Below are 20,634 nucleotides of genomic sequence, written 5' to 3'. Positions count from 1 at the left end.
TATATGGATACTGCGGATCAGCTGCCTTCCGTCCCTGTGGCAACCGAGCGAGCGGTCGACGCTCAAGTCAGCGCGAGTTGGTTACCGCTCGTGCTCGTGTGCTTCACCGGTTTGGTCTCGGTGTTCAACGCCACGGTGTTGCCAGTGGCGATCAGTGGGATCGTCGACGGGCTGGACACCACGATCTCAAACGTGCAGTTGGCCATCGTCGCGTACGGCGTGTTCGTCGCAGCCTTCACGATCACGGGCGGCAAGATCAGCGGGGTGCTGGGTGCTAGAAACACTCAGCTGCTCGGCTTGAGTGTCTACGCCGCGGGAATGCTGTCTTGCGTTCTGGCACAGAATGTCTCGGTTCTTATCGCAGGTGAGGCGATCGCCGGACTCGGTGGTGCTCTTCTTGTGCCCAACGCGCTGGCGATTCTCGGTCAGACATATTCCGGCACGCAGCGCACCGTTGCGGTGTCGGTGCTGGCGGGTACAACCGGAATCGGTGCGGCGCTCGCTTTGCTGGTCGGTGGATTCCTCGTGCAGGCCTGGGGTTGGCGAGCACCCTTCGTGCTGCTGCTCGTCGTAATTGCAGGAACGAGCGTCGTCGCGTCCCGTCTACGGCTTCCCCGGACTACGTTCCGAGGGACCATCGACAAGACGAGTATCGCGCTTTCGGCCGTGGGCGTGCTGATGTTGGTCGCCGCCATCAATCAGATCGGATCGTGGGGGCTTGTCCTCGCCGCCGAGGGTGCTCCCTTGAGTGTGCTCGGCCTCTCTCCCGTGCTCGCGTTGGTAGTGATCGGCGGCCTGGTGCTCCACACGTTTGTCGCGCGCCAACACGAGTTGCTCGACGCTGACAGGACACCCCTGCTTGCCCCTCAGGTGTTCGGCTCTGGGCTCAACCGTGCGTGCCTGAGTGGGCTGGTCGCGGTGAACCTGTTGATGGCCGGCGTGAGCTACCTGCTGCCGCTCTATACGCAGATGGTGCTGGGCAAGAGTCCACTGGGGACGGCACTGATGCTGATACCGATCTCCCTTGCCGCACTCGCCTCCGCTGCTGCCACACCAGTTCTGATGCGACTGTTTGCGTGCCGATGGTTGTTGACAGCAGCCCACGTGCTGGCTGCCGCGTCGGTGATACTGCTGGCAATGACCATCTCCAACCAATGGTCAGGTGCGTGGACTTTGATCAGTGAGGTCGCCTTGGGCCTCGGTATCGGAGTGGGACTGAGTGCGGGCAGTGCATTGCTCATGGAGACCAGCCCACCGTCTCTCTCCGGAGAGATCGGCAGCGCTCGGGGAATGGCGAACTTTCTCGGCCTGTGCACGGGTACCGCCGTCGCGGGGGCCGTGCTGATGTCCGTGCTTGCGCAGTCTGCCTCGGTCCGTGTCGCCGAAAGCTCGGATCTACTGTCCAACAGTAGAATCGAAGTAACAACCAGTTCGGTTAGCTTCGTCGAGAACGACGACCTCCGAAGCCGCCTCGCGGGAATGGAGTTGACCTCGGCGCAGCTCGACCGGGCGGTGGAGATCAATGTCGAATCCAGGTTGGTTGCGCTGCGTGCGAGCCTCTGCGTGCTCGGGTTGGCGGCGTTACTCCCGATCGTGACGTTCAGGCACCTGCCATCCCGGCGGGAAGGGTGACGATCGCGACTCTGCGGTCGAGAGATTTCGAGAGCAAGCGTTGTCGAAGCGATGCCCGCGACGAACCAGAAGAACAGCTCCGCAACGAAATTGGTCGAAGACCAGTGAATACAATCGTCAGGCCGCGCCGAGTCGAGCTATTCACTGAGACAGCGCACTTCAGCGAGGTTCGCTTCGACAACCATGAGACCGTCGACCGCAGCTCCGACGTTTGTCAGGGATGAGTACGACGGTCTCCTGGCGGCGTGAGTGCGACTCTCGGACCAATTTCAAATTGTTTGTGGGAGCTGCTCAGTCGCTGCTGTGAGCTGTCTTGGGAGGATCTTCTGTCTTGACCTGCGAAAACAGCTCGCTTGGGGAGGGTATTCTCGGTTTTCGGGGTATGCACAGGCAGGCAACGAGGGCGGCAGCCAGGACACCGGCGCTCGACAGGAACGCTACGGGGGCGCCGGCCGCATCCAGGAGAGCACCTGTTGTGTACGGTCCCAGAATCGCGCCAACGTCGAACGCGATCCAAAAGGCGGCCAACGCTAGACCGCTGTCGCCACCATCCACCTCTCCGAGGAGCGATGGTGCCGTGGTGGAAGTCAGTCCGTGAGCCAGCCCGAGTCCGACGAAGGCAGCAACGATCAACTGTATTTCCTCGAGCTCACCAAATAGAGCGGTCACGACCAGCGCTACAACGAGAGCTGTGACAGTGACCGTTCGAAAACTCAGCCGTCCGGTTACAGCGCCCAAGCTGCTTGCGGCAATTTGGGCGACGGCCGCGACTGTCAACAACATGCCGATTACCCCAATACCGAACCCGAGGTCATCAAGCCGGACCGGCATGACCACGGTGCGCACGCCGTACAACACCCATCCCGTCGCAAACTGAAGCAGCACTACCGCTACGAACGTGCGGCTGCGAAATAGTTGTCGGAGGAGATTCCAGGTCGAGACGGGCACAACATCTTCGGCACTAATGCCGTCACTCGTGCGGAGTCCTCGCACGCTGCGCAGCGCGACCAAAGCAACCAGCGACCCCACGCCGAGAAGCACGCCGTAGATGATCAGCGGCAGGCGCGGGTCGATCGTTGCCATCAACCCGCCAATCGCCGGTCCTGAGATCATTCCCAACGATGTGGCTGTGAAGTAAACGCTCATCGAGCGGGCGCGTTGCGCCGAAGTCGTGACGATGAGCAACAATCCGGTACCTGCGACGGTGAAACCGGCGCTGCCTATGCCGCTTATCGACCGAAATGCAACAAAGAGTTCAAAGGTCGGCGATAAGCCGGCGACGACACTGCATACAGCTTGAATGGCGAGTCCGAGTACGAGGACGTTCCGCAGACGGAATTTTTTCAACAAGCCCGTCAGGGAGACGTTTGCGATCAGTCGGCCCGCCGCGAGTCCACTGACGGCAAGACTTACGCTCGCTGCTCCGACGGAGTAAAGGTCAGCCAGCGCCGGCAGTGCCGGCCCTAGCATTCCGTAGCCGAGACCGGACGCGACAGCGATAAACGAGAGGACCCACACGGTTGACGGCACACGAGCGTTCTCGGTGACTTCTGTCGCAGGATCACTTACGGTGCGCGTCATCGGTAGAGCGCTTTCGGCTGGGCTACTGCTCGACTGCCGATGACCACGCGATTATTTTCTCCCGCAACGGAAATCGTCGACCTGACGCCGAAATGTATCTCCCTGCCGAACGGACGCGAACGTGACAATATCTTCATTGGTACTCCTGGCAACATGGCTGGTAAGGCAGGGACACATGAGATGGCCGACGCGGGTGTGGTCAACCGTGGTGAGCGCAACAAACAGATAGCGTTGCCGGACTGAGTGACAGCGAGCTTCGCTATCTAGTGGAAAGTTTGGTCAGTATCCGCGGTTCTGGTCTCAGTTCCCAAGTCGGAGGGAGCGTGCTGACAGCTGCTGCTCCGATACTTCGCCCTGATCCCGTGCAGATCGCTTCGCTGCTCGCGGGAGATCCCATGATGTTGTTGTCCGCCTGATTGTTTCGGAAATGATGTGTGTCTTACGGTCACACGATGGTGGCGGTGCCCTGGTCGATGACGGGTGTACCTGCTGCATCTGTTGTCTGGAATCGCACGACCGTGCCGTCGATCCACATCGAGACAGTGAGGCTCTCGCCGGGGAGAATGGGTTTCGTGAAACGACCCTGCATCGCGCGGAATCGCTTCGGCTCCGAGTTGGCAGCAGCATGTAACAGCGCACGGCCGGTGAACCCGTACGCGCACATACCGTGCAGGATTGGTCGTGGAAATCCGCCTCGGGACGCGAACGAAGGGTCCGTGTGCAGAGGATTTCGGTCACCAGTCAGTCGGTATAAAAGTGCCTGGTCCGTGCGAGTGCGGTAGGTGACCTGATGATCGGGTTTGCCAGCGGGTTTCTCCCATTCCGAGGCCGGTCCCCGGCTGCCACCCCACCCTCCGGATCCACGGAAGAACATAGCGGATCGAACGACGCTCAGCAGACGTCCCGTATCGTCGCGGGCTTCGGATTCGACCTCGACGAGTGTTCCGGAACCCTTGTCGTAGACGCCCGCGATGGCACTGGACGTGGTTACCTCACCCTCGACGGGGAGTGCGTCGTCGATGATGAATCCCTGCTCGGCGTGGAGCATTTTCGACAGGTCCACACCGTCTGGCAACGGAATGAGGCCACCGGAGAGGGCGACATTCGCGAATGTCGGCAACACCTTCTGCGGCTTTGCCTCGCTGTTTTCGGTGGTGAACTCGAGTTCTTCCAACGGGTGGCCCTGCCCGGCACCCACTGCAAGTGCATACAGCAACGCATCCTTGGACGACCAACTGCGTGTGATCGTCTCACTTCGCCGACCCACCCACGACTCGTCGAACATCTAGTACCTCGTCTTATCTCGAGAGGTCAGCGGTATCGGTCCGCGACCTGGCGTGCTGCCTGGGGTGTCCTGCGGCGCCGACAGTAGGGCGCAGCACTCCACAGGTTCAGGGAAGACCCGTTTGCCTAATCGGATCCTGTTCTCTTTATACCTGAGCATATCGAGTGAATATTTTCAACAGGAGCTTCATTTCTTCGCCTGATCGAAAGATTGCGATTCGATCGCACTGGCCGGTGAAGTAGTGAGGGGGACTTGACAATACGTGGAGCGAGGTCCACGCTAGCTAAGCGTAACACGTTCCGATTGTTGGACGATGATCCAGGTTTAGCGGACAGGACTCACCCGATGTGAGCCACGTTCGAGGTCTTTCCTGTGCCGAGACGGTTGGTTTGTGTAGTCAGAAAGGAGCACCCCGTCCGGCCTAGTTCCACAAACAACACCCGACGCGAAGAGGGGCTACGCATTCGGTTCTGGGCCGTGGGTACCGAGTGCTTGTTCTGCCCGCGCAATCTGTCCTCTCTGCGGGTCCGATGACGCGCAGTGGAGCAGTGAAACAGGGAATGCGAAGGAGGACTGCGGATGGTGTCGAATATCGTGCTGTTGCAGACCTGTTCAGCCGCGCCATCTGCTGCGTCGTCATGTGTAGGCGTCCTAGGCTCGAACGCGTCCTCGTAGTGGCAGGGGAACTCGCGCCAGTCGGCTGCTACGAAGGTGTTCACATTCGAGAAGTGGCAATGCCGGCTCAGCGGCGCCTGTGTCGAGGACCGGCTCCGCGTCGCTGCCCGACGGTTGATCGAGCCGGTCGGTACTCACAGCGAAATTGGAACGTCACCAAGAAAATCGTCCAGCGTCGCTTCGGTGTGACTTTTGTCGAGGTTGACGAGGGATCGGCGGCATGCAAGAAAGAGCGTTCGGTGTCTGTCACTGTGGGCCAACCCGATGGTCAACAGCGAAAGCTTTTTTCCTGAAGGACAATTGGAGCCGAAGAGCATAGAGCCGGCGGTGGTCACCCGTACTTCGGCGCGCACACCGGATGCTGAGTTGTCTATGACATCGAGGGTTGCAACAACGACGCGTTCAGATCGTTCATTGGATGCCGCTACGCTCAATTGCCCCTGCACCCCGGTCAAACGAACCTGGGGATCGGCGATGACGATATCCAGAAGTCCGTCGTGTGCCCGGAGATGGATCCGGCCACGGTACTGGGCAATCCGAGTTCCGTCGGGCTTATGATGATCGGTGACGAGTGGCCAGGCCAGTTCGTTGCCCCGTTCGACGATGGCAGAATCATATGAAATCTCGCCAAGTGCTCGAACGTATTGCAGCAATGACTCTTTCACTGACCATCTCAGTGACGTGGAGGTATCGATCTATGGCATTTCCATAGTGATCTCGTTTCTCTACCTACGCGCATCAGGAAGTCGCGATCCGATTGAACGCAACCAAGGATCGGACCCGTCGCTGCCGACCATCGTCGGCCAGGTCCGTCGGTTATAGACGCTCGATGTATATGTACGTCAACAACTTTCGCCTAAACAGGCTAGTCGGTCGTTCAATGGCTCAGCCTGCCGGTGCACCGCGAGAACAGAAGTTGAGCGCTTGATTCCCGGTTGGTCGACAGGTGATACTCGTGATTACTTGTCGGCAGAATTACTGTGGCAGTTGAGGCCCGCGAGAACGAGGTCGACGACTGATTCGATGTATTTCTCGGCCCCGGCTTCGAACTCTTTGAGTTTCGACATCGGGGTCATCAAATAATGGTGCTCGATTGTTCCTGTGACAGCATCGAGTACCAGGGCTGGCGACGTACCCTCTATGATTTCACCGCGTTCGATTGCGCGAAAGATAATTCCACGACCGTTGGCAATAGTTTCACTGCGCAAATCGGCTATTTCGCCCTCGAATAGTTCGGGATAAATCTTTGCATCAATCATGGCTCGCATTCGCACTAAGCCGTAATCGCCTAGTAGCCAATCTGCCGTCGCTCGGCCAAGAGTAAGAAGGTCGCCACGAAACGTTCCGGTATCGAAGTCGACCTGGGGACCTTGGTGGGATCGCAACGCGGCTGACATTATCTGTTCTTTCGTTTGCCATCGCCGGTAGAGGGCCGCTTTTCCAACCTTGGCGTGTCGCGCAATGAGATCGAGATTCAGTCTTGCCCACCCCAGATCTCCGTACAATTCCAGCGTAGTGGACAGAAGACGTGCTTCTATGTCTGGATCGATCGGGCGCCCGCGGCCGGATGGTTGCTGGATGGCGCGTGACATTGGCCCATCATGCCACGCGCCATCCGGCAATTTCTTCAGGGCATCTCGTCAGTTCTGGTCAAGCCCGATGCAGTAGCGAGGTACGGCCCGCTCACTGCTCAAAACTGGTGTTCGAAAGATCTCGTACGCAGTCTCACGATGATTCTCGGACCGGATGATTGATCACTTGCTCCGGCGACTCGGGTTGGTAGGCCTTTCCGCCTAGCTTGTTAAGGAACGGGACGAGCATGAAAATTAGAACTCCCGCTCCGATACAGCCGGACCAAACTGTGATGAATGCACCTTCGTTTGGTATTTTCGACCCACTGATCAACATCCCGGACATGATCGCGGCGCATATCGCTCCAGCGGTTGCCCCAGCCACCGTTCGCGCGGTGTTATATAGAGCGCCCGCGATTGCGGAGTCTTCCGGACGTGCGCGAGAAATCACGAGTGCGGGAAGGATTGCGACGAATAGACCAATTCCGGTGCCGCCAACGAATCCCATTGAAATGAAGGCGGACAGTGTGTGTCGAAATGCAATTAACCCACCAAACCAAGTGGAAATCAATGCAGCAGAAATCTGCAGTGCCGTTCGTGTACCGAATCGTCGCGCGAATCTGTCGGCGAGCGCCGCCGAAATCATGAGGGCAATGGGTACTGGGGTTATCGCGAACGCGATGCCCATCGAATCGAGACCAAATCCGTATCCGACGATGTCAGGTTTGGATGAATAATACAGTGTAGAAACTGTAACGGCTCCGTAAAACTGCAATCCGAATACTAATGTCAAAACTAACAGGAATCCGACTCCTCCCTTCGTCAACAAGTTGAAGTCGACTAGGGGGGTGCTGATTCTTTTTTCCATCATGACAAAGGCGACAAGTAATGCCACGCCGCCGCCAACTGTCATCAGGGTTGTAGTAGAAATCCACCCTAGGTTGCTTCCATTGCTTATCCCGATGAGAAAGGCCCCGAGGCCGGTGCCCAGCAGTGCAGCACCCGTCCAGTCGATGGACCCTGTTGCACGAGTGGAGGTTTCGGGCACGAAATATGCAATGCAAACAAGGCTTGTCAGTGTGAGTGCGGCGGGAATGAAGAGGGCGAGAGTCAGGTCGACTGTAGTTCCGAGTATCCCGACCAAAAGTGTCCCCGCCGCGCCTCCGGCGCCAAGGCACCCTACAAGTATTCCGATTGCGCGTCCTGCGTCAGCGCCAGCTCGTTCTCGGAGAATTGCCAACTCGAGAGGGAGAAGCGCGCCCAGCGTTCCTTGGATGATTCTGCCCAACAAGAAGATCCCGAATGAGGGTGCCATCGCGGTAAGGATCGTTCCGACGGTTACGGTGCCAAGCACGATCAATACCATGCGACGGTGGCCGTATTTGTCTCCCAGTTTGGCCAGCAAAGGCACGCAAATTACGGTCGAGAGGAGGTAGGAAGCCAACACCCAGTTGAGTTGTGCCGGGTTGACACTGAGTTGCTGTCCAATGTGCGGTAAGAGCGGGATGTACCACGACTGCAGCATTCCGCTGATGACTTCGGAAAAAGCCAGGAATCCAACGGCTGCGAGTCCTCCGGCTTGATGTGGAGACATCGCAAGATTTGACTGAATGCTTGGTTCGGTCACTGGCACGCCCCGTTGGAATATTCATCATGAGTTGAGTTGTCAGGCATGGGTTCTCGTGTCCTTCTCGTCAAGGGTTACGGGTCGACCGAATAAGAGACGACTATCGTCCGCTGAACTGTATGGAGTGACGAATAACTGTGTCAAGGGTCACATTTCTTTGCTGGAGGATTGCCGCCGTCGGACGAAACCGGTTGCGGCCCAACGTCCACGTCCTACATTGTCAAGTTGCCTGCCGCTTCGAAGGCGGGGGCTGCGGACCGTTGATCTCGAATCCGAACCGGTGGAGTTCTGCCCAGCTGACTGCAATCGCATTTCCAATCGGGTCTTCGGCAGCCACCGCCAGTTTCTGCCGATGTAAGCGATACGATCGGGGCTGTGAAGAGGTCGGAGATCAGCGCTCTGCGCCGCCGTTGGTCAGTAGAGGACGTCGAGAATCTACGGGCGCAGCTGCTCGATCAGTCGCGAATCACCAAGCCGCCTCACACGCTCACCTCCCCGTGGCCCGCGACCGAGAATGCGCTGCTGGATTTGTGTGGTCTGACGGTGGGTCGCTATGGATTGGACATCAGATTCGTCACGCTGGAACGTATCGATCTGAGTTTCGTGCGCGGTGCGCTCACGGCGTTCGAAGCCGAATTGTTCGACTGCCGCTTCGATTTCGCCGCATTGACCGGCCAACCACGCTTGAACCGCAGATTCGAACGATGCAGTTTCCGCGGCGCCACCCTCTCTCGTCTGGCGCTCGGGCCGAAGGTTGTCGATTGCGATTTCACTGGAGCGAAAGCCCACAAGCTACGTTCCGTGCCCAATACCGTGTTCGATCGGTGCACGTTCGACGACTCGGACCTCGCAGGTGCGCAGTTCTCCGACACCTCGTTCGTCGATTGCACCTTCGGTGCCGTGCGGTTCTCCGCGTCGACGAGCTTCGTGCGGTGCTCGTTCACCCGTACCATCATCGATTTCGGCATGGCACAGGTCTCGCGAACGACGAGCGACGGCACAGCTGTGCCTGACCAATGGAAAGGTGAAGACGAGGCAAGCGTCGCACTGGAGCGGTATGCCGCACGCTACGCCCGAGCCATTGTCGCGGAGGATGAGGATGAGGATGGGCCGGCCGTCAAGTCCGAAACTCGAGTGAAGAGCTAGCTGACGTTGACCTCGGCTGCTTCGTCCGCCTGCCCGTCCGGCGGCGACGGTCAGGCGCGTAGTGAACGCGGAGACGCTCGAGGCTCTGCACTCCGCTATCTGCTCTCGAATGTCGTTGTACGTCGACGCGTCAGGGGCTACCAGTCGTACAGCGTCGTTGATGCCCTCGATTCGCTGCGCCTCAACTGTTTCGAGTTCACCTCGGCTGATTCGGCCAAGAAATCGGAAGTCGACGAACAATTGGATCTTTTACAAAGGCCGGCACCGCCGAAAATCGCAAACGGATTGTTCGTCGTGAAGGACGGACGTGTCGCTGTTCGACAGCTTCGAGCCTCTGGATCGGCATCTCGATGCGGGCGTAGCCTTCGTCCCGGTGGAGTTCGACTCGTTGATCGATCCACGGTTTCCCAATGGGGATTCAGTTTCTGACCACGGCGATCTGTGTTCGGTGGTGCGTCGGATTGTCGATTTCGTCAACCGTCGCGACAGCGAGGTCGGTATAGGTGAATGCGGGATCGGATGAATGCAAGAGTTCCGGGCCGGCGCTGACTAGCAGTGGGCCGGTTTCGGCGTGCTCTGCGATGACCACAGGAGGGGGAGTGATTACCACCCAGTCGAGTTCGCTCGGGCTCTGCTGGAGAAGTTCGAGTTCGAGGGCATGACCGACGGTGAACGGCTTCGCTTCGTCGGGGAAGTCAGGGGTATCCACCAGTCGTATTCCCGGGGTCGGTTCGAGGGTTGTTCCGATCCCGATCACGAGTAGACGCCTGGTCTGCAGTCCTCCAATCAATGCATGCGTGGATGCGGAAAAGAACTGGTCCGGTGGTACATCCATGCTAGCGCCGGCATTGATCACCGCATCGGCCCCTGCCGTGAGTCGGCGTACGTCAGCGACATCGGTGACGTCGCCCGTGACGCCGTCCATGTCGGGGTGCGCATGTGGGTGGCGCATCACGGCTAGTACGTCGTGGCCCCGGGCGCGGGCCTGTGCCAAGATTCGACGACCCGCGCGGCCGCCAGCTCCGAACAACACAATCCGGCTCATGCTTTCCTCCGTTCACTGCGTCACCGAGATGGCGACGGGGACGAGTTCACGGTAGAACGTGCCCCCTCGGTTACCGCAACGTAAGCAACTCGACATCCGTAGTGTGGATTCCATGACTGGACCTCTGGATTCAGAACTATTCGCCTCGTGCGGGACGGTTCGTCCTCCGGTGCAGGTAGGCGGTAAATGGGATGCTCAGATCATCTTCTGCCTCCTCGGTGGGGCCCGGCGGTTCTCCGAGATACAAGTCCCGATGCGGCACGTTGCGCCGAAAGTCCTCACCGAATCTCTGCGAACTATGGAGCGTGACGGGTTCGTCAGTCGGACAGTACATTCGGAATCTCCGCGCCACGTTACCTACGCTTTGACCGCACTCGGATACACGCTCACGCAGCCGCTGCAGGCTGCTTGTGAGTGGTCTCAAAAACACCTTCCGGAGGTGATCGAGTCGCGTCGTCAGCACGAAGCTGGGCTCGCTTGACGGGTCGCGCGGCGGGGTTTCGTGTCAGCGAATAACTAGGTCATGGTCGGTGGCGCTGAGGGTGATCGCGGCAATGTGGTTGCCGCGCATCCAGTCTCGGATAAACACGTCCAGTGCGGGGTTCGATTCCCGAGTCGCGTACGCGTCCGCCGGGATTTCGATTGCCCCGACGAGGTGGCGGGGGTTGGCGTCGAGGCCCGGCCCGCGAGGTGTCATTCGGAGTCCGTCGGCGGTGTGCAGGATGACTGGAATGCAGGTGCCGTCCGGTGCGGTGACTGTTGCGGTCCGAGTGGTGGCGACGGGGTCGAAGTGGTCCACGTCCAACCGGTAGCCAGAAGGCTGTGCGTGCTGGCCGATCGCGTCGAGCATACGCGGGTCCACCACGGTGTACGGAAAACCGATGTCGATCAGTGTCTGACCGTCGATGGCGCCGTTGCGCGCAGGCAGCGTTGTGGACAGGTCCCAAGGGGCCGCGGGGGCCAGGGTATCTGCCGAGCGGTCGATCGGTGTGTTCTCGATCGGCGAGCCGAGGAGGTCCGCGCCCGTCGGTGTGAACTCCCACATGCCGCCTACGAGATCCTTGTGCCAGAAGCCGGATTCGGTGCCGTTACGGCCCTCTACGCGCAACTCGCGCCGATTCGGGCCGGGGCCGAGGGAGTGCACACTGATCGCGGATGTGATCTCGCCGGGAATCTTGGGTTGGTGCACCCAGTCCGGAGCCGGCAGTTGGATTGCGGCGGTGCTGCGGTCGAGTGTTTCGACGACGAGGTTGGGCGCGGACGGTTTATCCGACTGGTCGTCCCAGCTGTAGCGGAAGAAGATCGAGTCCGATCCCGACGAGTCGAAATCGAATGTGCGGGTGTACATGTCGCCGTACTTGTTCATCACGAAGGTGGTGGATCCGGCCGCCGACAACGAGTCGGCCTGGAACCGCCCGCCGAGCGGCCCGCCGATCTCGTAGCTGTCGTCGTTGGGGAGCCACGGGTCCGCGTACGTGATGCGGCTGCCGTCCCCGGTCAGCGCGGGGAGCATTGTCATCTTGCCAAATCCGACGAAGTGGATTCGTCCGGCGATGTCGGTGAAGGTTTGGTTGTCCCACGGCGACGACACGCTCAGCGCCCATCCGTTCGGCCGGTCTCCTGGTAGTTGGCGGCCGGGGGCGCTCCACAGGGGTGCGCCCCACGCGGAGGTCCAGTTCCAAGCGAGCGGGTGCTGGGACGCGTTGTCCATCGTGTAGATCCAGCCGTTGTCGTCGACCGCGACGAGTTCGTCGTCGTCCAGCGATATCCCGACCAGTCGGCCGCGCAGGCACTCGGGCATCGGTACGAATCGCCAGGGTTCGGTGGTAGACGCGTCGGCTTCCCGTGGCCGAGTGAGCAGGTCGTGGCCGACAAGCGCGAAGTCCCAGAATCGGTTGAATTGCGTTGTCGGCGTGCGAACCTCGATAGATTCCGGGGCGGTCGAGCCGGTGAACGTCGGCAATTCGGCCAGCCCGATGCGCCCTCCGCCCGATGGAGCGCCCGGCGGCAGCTGGGCGGTCCCGAACGGTACGCAGCTCGCTGGTCCGGCCTCGGCGGGTGCGGCCGCGGCGAGGGGAGTGGGCCACAGCAAGCCTGCGGCGAAGAGGACGCCGACACACAGAAGTCGCGTTGGGCGCGGGTGCAACACTCTACGGCTGGTGTCGATCATTGTCCGATTCTCGCATGCATCGACATGTCCACCGCGTTGCTAGTGAGGACGGTCCATCCGTGTCGAATGCGGCGCAGCGTGCTGATTGTGGCCTTGGACGTAGGTAGCGGATGCGTCGCTGCTCCACAGTGACCAGGAGCCCGTCCAGTCAGGCGGCCGGGTGCTCGGAAGGCGTCATCGCGGTCAGTAGCGCGAGGAAGTTCCGGAATGCGGCAGGCATGTCCACCTCGTCCGGCGCCAAGAGCCACTGGATCTGTATGCCGTCGATGACAGCTATGAGTAGTGGTGCAGCTTGCTCGGGTGTGAGCCCGCCGGCCAATCGGTCCCCGAGCTCCGCGCGCAGCAATTCGGCCATGCCCTCTCGCACGGACGCATAGCGCTCGGTGAAGAACTCACGCGCTGGGTGCTGCCCGGTCGCGCTTTCGGCGGCGAGTGCGGTGAAGGTCTGGACGACTCCGGGCCGGTCGGCATTGAATTCCACGATTTGTTCGAGGTGCGACAGGCGCACATCCGTCGAGTTCGCGAGAAGGGCTGCGGCGTCCCATCGGTCGCGAGCGTCGAGCACTCCGATCAGGAGGTGCTCCTTGCTGGGAAAGTGGTGCAGCAGTCCGGGTTGCGTCAGGCCGACGCGCTCGGCGACGGCAGCGAGAGTGGTGCCGCGGTATCCGCGCTCCGCGATCTCGGCCATCGTCGCATCGAGAATGGCCTCGCGCCGGGCCTCGGCCTTGACCGCCCGGCCACCCCGTTGTCGCTCAGTCATGCAGTGAGCCTATCGACGGAAGCGTTTCTCATCGCGCCTGGGTGAGGATGACGGCCATCAGTCCCGCGTCCTGGCTCTGGGTCGGCGCGAGAGCATTGCCAAGGTGACGGCCCCCGCGATGACGCGAACGGTGTTCAAGGACTTCAATTTCGAGTCTCGATGCGCAGGGTGAGAGGGCAGTTGGCCGACGAGGCACCGACGTGGAGATCATACGAACCGGGTCGGTAGCACCAACTACGGCTCTGCTCGTCCCAGACCTCGAACGCACGACGCGGCAGAGTGATTGTTGCCGTTGCGGTTTCGCCGGCCTCTGCCACCACGCTCGCGAAGCCGGCAAGCGCACGGGCGGGTCTGGACGGGTCGATGTCGGCGGTAGCGAGATACACCTGCACAACCTCGCGTCCCTGCCTAGATCCAGTGTTGTGGATACGAACCATGACGGTGTCGCCTTGCCATTCGACGCTCTCGTATTCCCACGTGGTGTAGCCGAGACCGTGTCCGAACGCGAACGCGGGTGCGACATCTGTTCGGTCCCAGGCGCGGTAGCCGATGAACAGGCCCTCGGTGTACGTGAGCTTGCCATCGACGGGTGTGACATCCGTGACCGGGCAATCTGCAAGTGTTGCGGGCCAGGTGGTCGGTAGCCGGCCACCCGGCTCAGTCAGTCCGACCAGAACATCGGCCAGTGCGGCGCCGGCTTCCTGGCCGGGGAACCAGCTCAACAATACCGCCGAGACATCGTTCCGCCAGGGCATCTCCACCGGCGAACCCGAGTTCACGACAACGACAGTTCGCGGGAGCTTTCCAAGGGTTGGTCACCGTCGAACAGAGTTTCACCGCCGACTGTCAGGGTGAACATGCCGAGTCCCTTGGTGCCGAATCGATGCGAACCGCTCTCACTGGGTGTGAAAGTGCCGAGGACCTCGACAGTGTGCAGCGCTTGGAAGTCGAGGCCTTCCGGGAGGATTCCCATCCACGTGATCATTCCGTTGGGTAGGTCCAGTTCTCGAAGCAGGGTTCCCGCAGCGTCGTAGCACCGGGCGCGCAATTCGAATCCTCTTTCGGCCGTGCCCATCTGGTCGGTCAACGTTGTGCCGATGCTGTAGCTGAGCGCGCCGTCGGGAAGGGCTGCCGTCAGTCCGTCGAGTGGGGACACGACGGACTCGGGAAAGACCATTGCGGAGCCGCCACCGAGGACGCGGGCGTCGCGGGCGGCCAGTCCGATCAGTGCGACGGTGGTAGTGCTCGGGTCGATCGGCAGGATCGTCTCACCGCCGATGGGAGCATTGCGGGTCAGTACGAAGGAACGGCTGGCGATCTCGTGGGCCAGAGCGCGGCCGTCGACCGGCGCGGGGAGTTCGGTCACCGCAGGATTGGCGTCCTCGAGGAGGCCCGCGCGCGCCGCGAGCAGTAGGACTCGGCGCACTGCGTCGTCGACTACCGACTCGTCGACCTCGTCCTTCCTGACTGCCTCGGCCAGTAGCTCTCCGTAGACGGAGCGCGGGCCGGGCATCGCGATGTCGAGGCCACCCAGAATCGCGCCAAGGGTCGAGCGCGTTCCCATCCAATCCGAGACTACGCAGCCGTCAAATCCCCACTCGCCCCGCAATACTCCGTTCAGAAGTTCGTTGTGCTCGCTCATGGTGGTGCCGTTGACGCTGTTGTACGCGGACATGATTGCCCAGGGTCGGGAGTTCTTCACGATGTCCTCGAAGGGCGCAAGGTAGATCTCGCGCAGCGCCTTCGGGGACACAATGTTGTCGACGGACATGCGGTCCGTCTCGGCGTCATTGGCTACAAAATGCTTGACGGTGGCGCCGACGCCACCGGACTGCACCCCGCGGACGTAGCCGGAACCGATTGCGCCGGTGAGCAAAGGGTCCTCGGAGTAGGCCTCGAAGTGTCGGCCGCCAACCGGGGTGCGGTGCATGTTCACGGTCGGAGCGAGCAACAGGTGCACGCCCTTGCGCCGGGCTTCCTGCGCGAGCAGAACTCCAGCACGCGCGATCAGGTCAGGATCCCAGGTCGCGGCCATTGCGGTGGGCGACGGCAGCAGAATTGACGGATCGTCCGGTCCCCAGAAGACGCCTCGCACACCTACCGGTCCGTCGGACATCACCAGCGACCCGAGCCCGATTTGCGGAAGGGCAGGAAGGGTCCACATGTCCTGGCCCTGGAGGAGCCGTGCCTTCGCATCCAGGTCGAGCTTGGCGAGTGCTGATTCGACGGCCTCGTAAGTTGCTTCGTCCCGCAATGTGCACTCCTTCGACATGGTGTGGGTTGGTTGCCCGTCCGATGGAAACTCATCGTGCCATCAAACTTAATAAATGATAGGTGTTGTTACTAAAACGTTATATATTGGCTTGGCCATGCCGAAGGTGCTTCTCCGGCAGGCGAACTCGAAGTCGTAACGATTAGATTACAAAGCCTTAGTTGGATTAGGTCTCGTCGTTAGGGTGCATCACATGAAAAGTCTGATGAGCAAAAGTGTCGTGCTCCTCGCCGCTGCAACTCTGGTTCTGCTGGGATCCGGCGCCACAGCGCAGGCGGGTGGAACCAGAGAGCCTGTCGCGAACGGCAGAACCGTCGATGGCACGTACTCCGAGCGAGGTCCGTGGGAGGTGACCAGTCAGCAAGGTTTCGGTTGCTGCGACTCCTCTGGTAACAAGTTCGACGTCTGGTATCCCACTGACCTGGGTGCGAACGGAGATCGGCACCCGATCATCACTTGGGGCAACGGGACGTGGGCACACCCCTTCCAATACGACTATCTGCTCTCGCACCTGGCATCGTGGGGGTTCGTGGTGATCGCGGCCGACAACACCAATACGGGCACGGGTCAGGAAATGCTGGAGGCAGTGGATTTCCTCCGACATGAGGACAGCGATCCGTCGAGCATTTTCTATCAGAGTTTGGATACCGGCAATGTCGGTGCGATGGGGCACTCTCAGGGGGCGGTCGGTGCCCTCAACGCGGCGATCAGCTCCGGCGGCGAACTGAAAACCGCTGTCCCCATAGAGCTTCCGGGCCAGTACATGTGTGGTCTGCCCAAGGCTGATGCGGCGATGAACGTCTGCACGGATCCGCGGGCGCTGACCACAGGTTCTGTGCTGTACGTGAACGGCTCCAACAGCCCCATTTCGCAGTCGATCCAGCCGTTGCCGTGGGACTTGATCGGAGCGCAGTCCGCGGAGGGCTATTTCGGCGCCACCCCGGACTCTGTTCCGAAGGTGCGCGCGACTCTGAACGGTCCTAACCACAACGACATTCAAGGTCAACCCGGTTGCCCGGCAAACGATCCGGGCTGCGTCGACGGAGTGCAGGGGTTCCTTGGTGTTCTCACTGCGTGGAACATGGACAATTTGCGCGGAGACGCGCATGCGCACAGTGCCTTCATCTCCGGGGCCGGTGAGCTGTTCAGCCTGCCGGCGTGGAGTAACCAAGCTAGCAACATCATCAGCTGACGCCGAGGACCTGCACGAGCGAAAGTCAGCGAGTGGCAGTTGCGGTGATCTGGCTCAACACGCACAGCCAGCGGCCATTCCGTCGAACGAAGACATCGGTAGTCCACTCGTCGGCGTCGAATTGTCGGCCGCGGTAGTGCGCCGTGTTCGTCAACCGCGCTGTCAGAACCGCGGTGTCACCGTAGGTGCGGACTCTGGCGTCGTTGACCCGGTCGAACGTCGAGTGGGTAAGCTCGCCAGACTGGATGATAGACAGGAATTGTTCTTTGGACGTGATGCCCGAATCGGACACGATCACCCAGTCGTCCGCCATGAATCTGCCGATTCGTTCGGCATCGTTCGAGACGATCGCCGTGGACCACTGCTCGTGGATCGCGAGTATGTCTGCCTGCACGTCATCACCCGTGCCTGTTGTGACGTCCTTGCCCATCATCGCTCCTCGGCTCCTCTAATTGATCGTGGCCGTCACGGCGTTGCGCGCCGCAGTGTCGCCCAGGCGCCGGCGATGCACGCGATGGTCAGGACGAGAGGGAGCAGCGCCATCGGCACCACCCGTGGGACATCGACAAACCACGAACCGATCGCCGGCCACCAGCGGGCCCAGGTGATTACGATCGCTGACAGGCCGAGCGCGCCGAAGAGTCCGGTGAGGGAGGCAAGCAGACCGGTGATCCGCCACCGCTGGTAGATCGCACCCGTCAGCATCGCGATCGAACTGGTCAGCAGCAGCGTTGCGAACAGCGCCGACAGCTGCACGGCCGTGCTGTCGGTGAAATAGCGTGCGATGCCGAACATACGCATGTGCACACCCCAGCCGTTGGTAGCGGACTCCACCACTGACAGCAGCTGCAGCGCGATTGCGAAGACCGCGGACTGTGCAAGCGCCATCACCGTTATGGCGGTGAAGAACTCGCGGCGAGTCACGCTCAGTCCGAGTGCGAACGGGAATGTCTGGGCCATCGACTGGAGGTAGAAAGCGAGCACGAAACCGTAGACGGAGAACACGCTGCCGGTGAAGCCCTCGCCCTGCTCGTTCCCGACGATCGCGTAGATGGTGAAGCTGATCAGGAACGAGACCAGCAGAATGCCGACCGGCCAGGCGATCAGCAGCGGCCATGCGACCGTATGCAATTGGAGGACGGAACCGATCCGGGACCGGGTGGGCGCCTTCGGAATCGTCCGGGGCGCGGTCGTTGTGATGCTCATACGGTGGTCTCCCTGCGCTGTGTGGTGGTCGCGATGACAAGTTCCTGCAAAGATGCCGGCTCCAGTTCGACCCCCGCCTCCCGTAAACGGTTCCGCTCGGTATCGGTCACGCCGGCCTGCACCGTGATTCGGGCGTGGGTGCCGAGGGACTCACGGTGCAGAACCGTGCCGGACGCGGCAAAAGCATCTACAGCAGCGAGGGGACCGGTTGCCACTACTGCGCGGCTGCGCAGTGTGTCCGCGTCCTCGTCGAGCACGATTCGGCCGTGGTCGACGACGATCACGTGCTCGAGCAGATTGGCTACCTCGTCGATCAGGTGAGTCGAAAGCACTACGGTACGTGGATGTTCGGCGTAGTCGGCAAGAAGTCGGTCGTAAAACAGTTGGCGTGCAACGGCATCGAGACCGAGGTACGGCTCGTCGAAGAGCGTCAGCGGCGCGCGGGATGCGAGCCCGATTATTACCCCCAGTGCCGACCGCATACCGCGCGAAAGCTTCTTTACCTTGCGGCCCAGAGGAAGTTGGAAGTCGTCGAGCAGTGCCTCGGCGAACGTGTGGTCCCACTTCGGCAACAGATGGCTCGCGGCGGTGAGTACGTGCTTGACCCGGAGGTCTTCGGGGTATGTCTGGCTTTCCTTGACGAAGCACACGTTCGCCAGCACGTCAGAATTTTCGAACGGGGCGGCGCCGAATGCCTCGACCTCGCCGCTGGTGTGCAGGTCCTGCCCGGTCAGGATCTGCATGATCGTCGTCTTGCCCGCGCCGTTACGGCCGAGCAGGCCATAGATCTTGTTGTGCTCGATCTCGAACGTGACGTCGGAGAGCGCGTCGACATCCCCGTATCTTCTGTTCACCGAGCGCATCGAGGCGACGAGTTCTGATTCGGTGAAACGCCTGACGTCGGTCCCGGTCGTTGTCATGCTCGCGTTCATCGGGCCACCTTCCTGTCGTCCAGCATGGATTTGAGTTCGTCGAGGGGAATCTGGAGTCGTTCGGCTTCTGCGACGAGCGGTTCGATGTACTGACGTGAGAATGCTTCTCGGCGTCTGAACCTGAGTGCGTCGCGCGCACCGAGAGTGACGAACATTCCGATTCCTCGTTTCTTGTAGAGGATCCCCTCGGATACGAGCTGATTGAGGCCCTTGGCTGCCGTCGCCGGGTTGATCCGGTGGAACGCCGCAAGTTCATTGGTCGAGGGCACCTGCCCGTCCTCGGGTAGTGAGCCGTCGATGATCGAGCTTTCGATCTGCTCGGCGATCTGCTGGAACAGTGGTCGTCCGTCGTCGATCACGATGATCGGCGCCCGGGGCTCACTGGTTCATTACTCATGTAATGAACCATAGAACTTGGGGAGGTGTGTTGGCAACCCCGAGGCCTCATGCCCGACCAGTTCGGTGAAGCGGCACGAGCGTCATCGCGTCGAAGAATCCGGTGGTGCTGCATAGTGAGTCGAATCGGTACGCGATTTCTCGGGAGGTTGGCTGTGAGTCTTCGGATTGTCCCGGCACTGGCCGGAATGGTCGTCGTTCTCGCCGGACTTGTTGCGGTTGCATGCACTCCTGACCAGAATTCGCGCGATGTCGCCGGAATCGAGCAGACGCCGAATCCCCGATACTTTGCCGAACGGCCCTCCGATGCACCGATGAACCCATCCGTACATTGCCTCGATGCAGACTTCGCGAACGTGAGCGTCGACGAATCGGTTATCTATTGGCAGAACATTTTCGACGACCAACGCATCCACTACCCGGAGCAGTCGTTTCCCTCTCGCGAGGACCTGGAGAATCAGAAGCGGGCCGAATGGTCACACGTGGTGAACGACTCGGTGCCGACTGGGGGTGACGCAGCCTTTGCTCGGGACGTGTGTGGGTTACCGCAATTGGACGGCGCCCTGTACAACGGGATCGCTCTGAGGGAGCTTCGTGGTCACGCCGCCGAATTAGGCCGCCGGGCGTGTACCTCGATCGCGGAGCAGGGAACCGCCGGACTGTGGCAATCAGTGCAGGCTCTGGAATTCGATCGTTCGGACATCGCCGCCCACGAATACTTGATCCATTCCGCGATTGTCCATGTGTGTCCGCAGCTTTCGGATTTCGCAACGGGATCGGCTGGTATCGAGCAGTGTGCCGACTTGATTCCCGATCTGTCAGCGCGGCCTGAGGAGGGTGTTTTCTGCGTCAACTAGTGATACCCCCGCTCCGGCCGGAATCCACAGAGCATCAAAGTTGGGCGACAACATCCGACGGACACCGTAGGGGAAAGGAATCGACCGTCGAGGTCATGATCCATGGAATGGATGTCGGCACCGGCAGAATTCGATCAACCCCGTGTAGTAGTCCATGACGACGATCTCGGCGCACCGAGCGGGCTGCGGTTTGAGTTTGAGGCAGCGTTCGATCAACCCTCGTCCCAGGGAGGGAGAGGGGTGAGTGCAGTTTGCACATTGACCGGGGCGATCCGCGACGCGGACGG

The 20,634-nt window shown here is 60.7% G+C and carries 21 protein-coding genes; 6 read left to right on the top strand and 15 right to left on the bottom strand.

Annotated features, from left to right (window positions below):
- The first annotated feature begins 3 nt into the window (after nt 1-3).
- Nucleotides 4-1,632, top strand: coding sequence for an MFS transporter (locus EEB13_RS07865; protein WP_141484991.1), 1,629 nt, complete (start codon nt 4-6; stop codon nt 1,630-1,632).
- Between the two features lie 291 nt (nt 1,633-1,923).
- On the opposite strand, the gene EEB13_RS07860 is transcribed toward EEB13_RS07865, so the two are convergent.
- Nucleotides 1,924-3,213, bottom strand: a complete 1,290-nt coding sequence (locus EEB13_RS07860) for an MFS transporter (protein ID WP_116103492.1) — start codon at nt 3,211-3,213, stop codon at nt 1,924-1,926.
- Nucleotides 3,214-3,252: 39 nt separating this feature from the next.
- Here EEB13_RS07860 and EEB13_RS07855 point away from each other — a divergent pair, with 39 nt between their 5' ends.
- Nucleotides 3,253-3,456, top strand: a complete 204-nt coding sequence (locus tag EEB13_RS07855; RefSeq protein ID WP_141484990.1) for a hypothetical protein — start codon at nt 3,253-3,255, stop codon at nt 3,454-3,456.
- Nucleotides 3,457-3,658: 202 nt separating this feature from the next.
- Here EEB13_RS07855 and EEB13_RS07850 read toward each other — a convergent pair whose 3' ends face one another.
- The 5 genes from EEB13_RS07850 to EEB13_RS07835 form a co-directional block, all read right to left on the bottom strand.
- Complete coding sequence (locus tag EEB13_RS07850; RefSeq protein ID WP_095886949.1) at nt 3,659-4,498, bottom strand: MaoC/PaaZ C-terminal domain-containing protein; 840 nt, start codon at nt 4,496-4,498, stop codon at nt 3,659-3,661.
- Between the two features lie 651 nt (nt 4,499-5,149).
- A complete protein-coding gene (locus EEB13_RS31455; RefSeq protein WP_155276675.1) occupies nt 5,150-5,311 on the bottom strand; it encodes a hypothetical protein in 162 nt (53 codons plus the stop codon).
- Entirely contained in the window at nt 5,308-5,850 is a 543-nt protein-coding gene (locus tag EEB13_RS07845) for an HtaA domain-containing protein (RefSeq protein ID WP_261984538.1), read from the bottom strand. The genes EEB13_RS31455 and EEB13_RS07845 overlap by 4 nt, the downstream gene beginning before the upstream one ends.
- Nucleotides 5,851-6,132: 282 nt before the next feature.
- On the bottom strand, nt 6,133-6,765 hold the full coding sequence (locus EEB13_RS07840; protein ID WP_141484988.1) for a TetR/AcrR family transcriptional regulator: 633 nt from the start codon (nt 6,763-6,765) through the stop codon (nt 6,133-6,135).
- 133 nt (nt 6,766-6,898) lie between these two features.
- Nucleotides 6,899-8,371: an MFS transporter gene (locus EEB13_RS07835; RefSeq protein WP_141484987.1), complete on the bottom strand. Its 1,473-nt coding sequence runs from the start codon at nt 8,369-8,371 to the stop codon at nt 6,899-6,901.
- Between the two features lie 375 nt (nt 8,372-8,746).
- Here EEB13_RS07835 and EEB13_RS07830 point away from each other — a divergent pair, with 375 nt between their 5' ends.
- On the top strand, nt 8,747-9,517 hold the full coding sequence (locus EEB13_RS07830; protein WP_141484986.1) for a pentapeptide repeat-containing protein: 771 nt from the start codon (nt 8,747-8,749) through the stop codon (nt 9,515-9,517).
- 418 nt (nt 9,518-9,935) lie between these two features.
- On the opposite strand, the gene EEB13_RS07825 is transcribed toward EEB13_RS07830, so the two are convergent.
- Nucleotides 9,936-10,562, bottom strand: a complete 627-nt coding sequence (locus tag EEB13_RS07825; protein WP_187328511.1) for an NAD(P)-dependent oxidoreductase — start codon at nt 10,560-10,562, stop codon at nt 9,936-9,938.
- Nucleotides 10,563-10,674: 112 nt separating this feature from the next.
- Here EEB13_RS07825 and EEB13_RS07820 point away from each other — a divergent pair, with 112 nt between their 5' ends.
- Nucleotides 10,675-11,043 carry a winged helix-turn-helix transcriptional regulator gene (locus tag EEB13_RS07820; RefSeq protein WP_141484985.1) on the top strand — a complete coding sequence of 123 codons (369 nt, stop codon included), beginning with the start codon at nt 10,675-10,677 and terminating at the stop codon, nt 11,041-11,043.
- A 24-nt stretch (nt 11,044-11,067) separates the two neighbouring features.
- Here EEB13_RS07820 and EEB13_RS07815 read toward each other — a convergent pair whose 3' ends face one another.
- The 4 genes from EEB13_RS07815 to EEB13_RS07805 all read right to left on the bottom strand — a co-directional run bounded on the left by EEB13_RS07815 (nt 11,068) and on the right by EEB13_RS07805 (nt 15,746).
- Nucleotides 11,068-12,732: a hypothetical protein gene (locus EEB13_RS07815; RefSeq protein WP_261984468.1), complete on the bottom strand. Its 1,665-nt coding sequence runs from the start codon at nt 12,730-12,732 to the stop codon at nt 11,068-11,070.
- Nucleotides 12,733-12,880: 148 nt separating this feature from the next.
- Complete coding sequence (locus tag EEB13_RS07810) at nt 12,881-13,492, bottom strand: TetR/AcrR family transcriptional regulator (protein ID WP_141484984.1); 612 nt, start codon at nt 13,490-13,492, stop codon at nt 12,881-12,883.
- Between the two features lie 143 nt (nt 13,493-13,635).
- Nucleotides 13,636-14,271, bottom strand: coding sequence for a glycoside hydrolase family 3 C-terminal domain-containing protein (locus EEB13_RS31965; protein WP_261984467.1), 636 nt, complete (start codon nt 14,269-14,271; stop codon nt 13,636-13,638).
- Nucleotides 14,268-15,746, bottom strand: a complete 1,479-nt coding sequence (locus EEB13_RS07805) for a glycoside hydrolase family 3 protein (protein ID WP_261984466.1) — start codon at nt 15,744-15,746, stop codon at nt 14,268-14,270. Before EEB13_RS07805 ends, EEB13_RS31965 begins: the two co-directional genes overlap by 4 nt.
- A gap of 211 nt (nt 15,747-15,957) precedes the next feature.
- Between EEB13_RS07805 and EEB13_RS07800 the strand changes: the two genes are divergently transcribed.
- Nucleotides 15,958-16,956: a hypothetical protein gene (locus tag EEB13_RS07800; protein ID WP_095886943.1), complete on the top strand. Its 999-nt coding sequence runs from the start codon at nt 15,958-15,960 to the stop codon at nt 16,954-16,956.
- A 25-nt stretch (nt 16,957-16,981) separates the two neighbouring features.
- On the opposite strand, the gene EEB13_RS07795 is transcribed toward EEB13_RS07800, so the two are convergent.
- The 4 genes from EEB13_RS07795 to EEB13_RS07780 are packed head-to-tail and all read right to left on the bottom strand — an operon-like array spanning nt 16,982 to nt 19,453.
- Nucleotides 16,982-17,386, bottom strand: coding sequence for a nuclear transport factor 2 family protein (locus EEB13_RS07795; protein WP_141484983.1), 405 nt, complete (start codon nt 17,384-17,386; stop codon nt 16,982-16,984).
- Between the two features lie 35 nt (nt 17,387-17,421).
- A complete protein-coding gene (locus EEB13_RS07790) occupies nt 17,422-18,162 on the bottom strand; it encodes an ABC transporter permease (RefSeq protein ID WP_141484982.1) in 741 nt (246 codons plus the stop codon).
- The gene (locus EEB13_RS07785) at nt 18,159-19,094 is read right to left on the bottom strand and encodes an ABC transporter ATP-binding protein (RefSeq protein ID WP_141484981.1); all 936 of its coding nucleotides are present in this window, start codon (nt 19,092-19,094) and stop codon (nt 18,159-18,161) included. The genes EEB13_RS07790 and EEB13_RS07785 overlap by 4 nt, the downstream gene beginning before the upstream one ends.
- Nucleotides 19,091-19,453, bottom strand: a complete 363-nt coding sequence (locus EEB13_RS07780) for a GntR family transcriptional regulator (protein ID WP_095886940.1) — start codon at nt 19,451-19,453, stop codon at nt 19,091-19,093. Before EEB13_RS07780 ends, EEB13_RS07785 begins: the two co-directional genes overlap by 4 nt.
- Before the next feature lie 192 nt (nt 19,454-19,645).
- Here EEB13_RS07780 and EEB13_RS07775 point away from each other — a divergent pair, with 192 nt between their 5' ends.
- Complete coding sequence (locus EEB13_RS07775) at nt 19,646-20,347, top strand: hypothetical protein (protein WP_141484980.1); 702 nt, start codon at nt 19,646-19,648, stop codon at nt 20,345-20,347.
- The last annotated feature ends 287 nt before the right edge of the window (nt 20,348-20,634 follow it).

Origin of the sequence: Rhodococcus sp. WS3, from assembly GCF_003797085.1 — a bacterium.
GTDB lineage: Bacteria > Actinomycetota > Actinomycetes > Mycobacteriales > Mycobacteriaceae > Rhodococcus_F > Rhodococcus_F globerula.
This window is presented reverse-complemented; position numbering and strand designations above follow the sequence as displayed.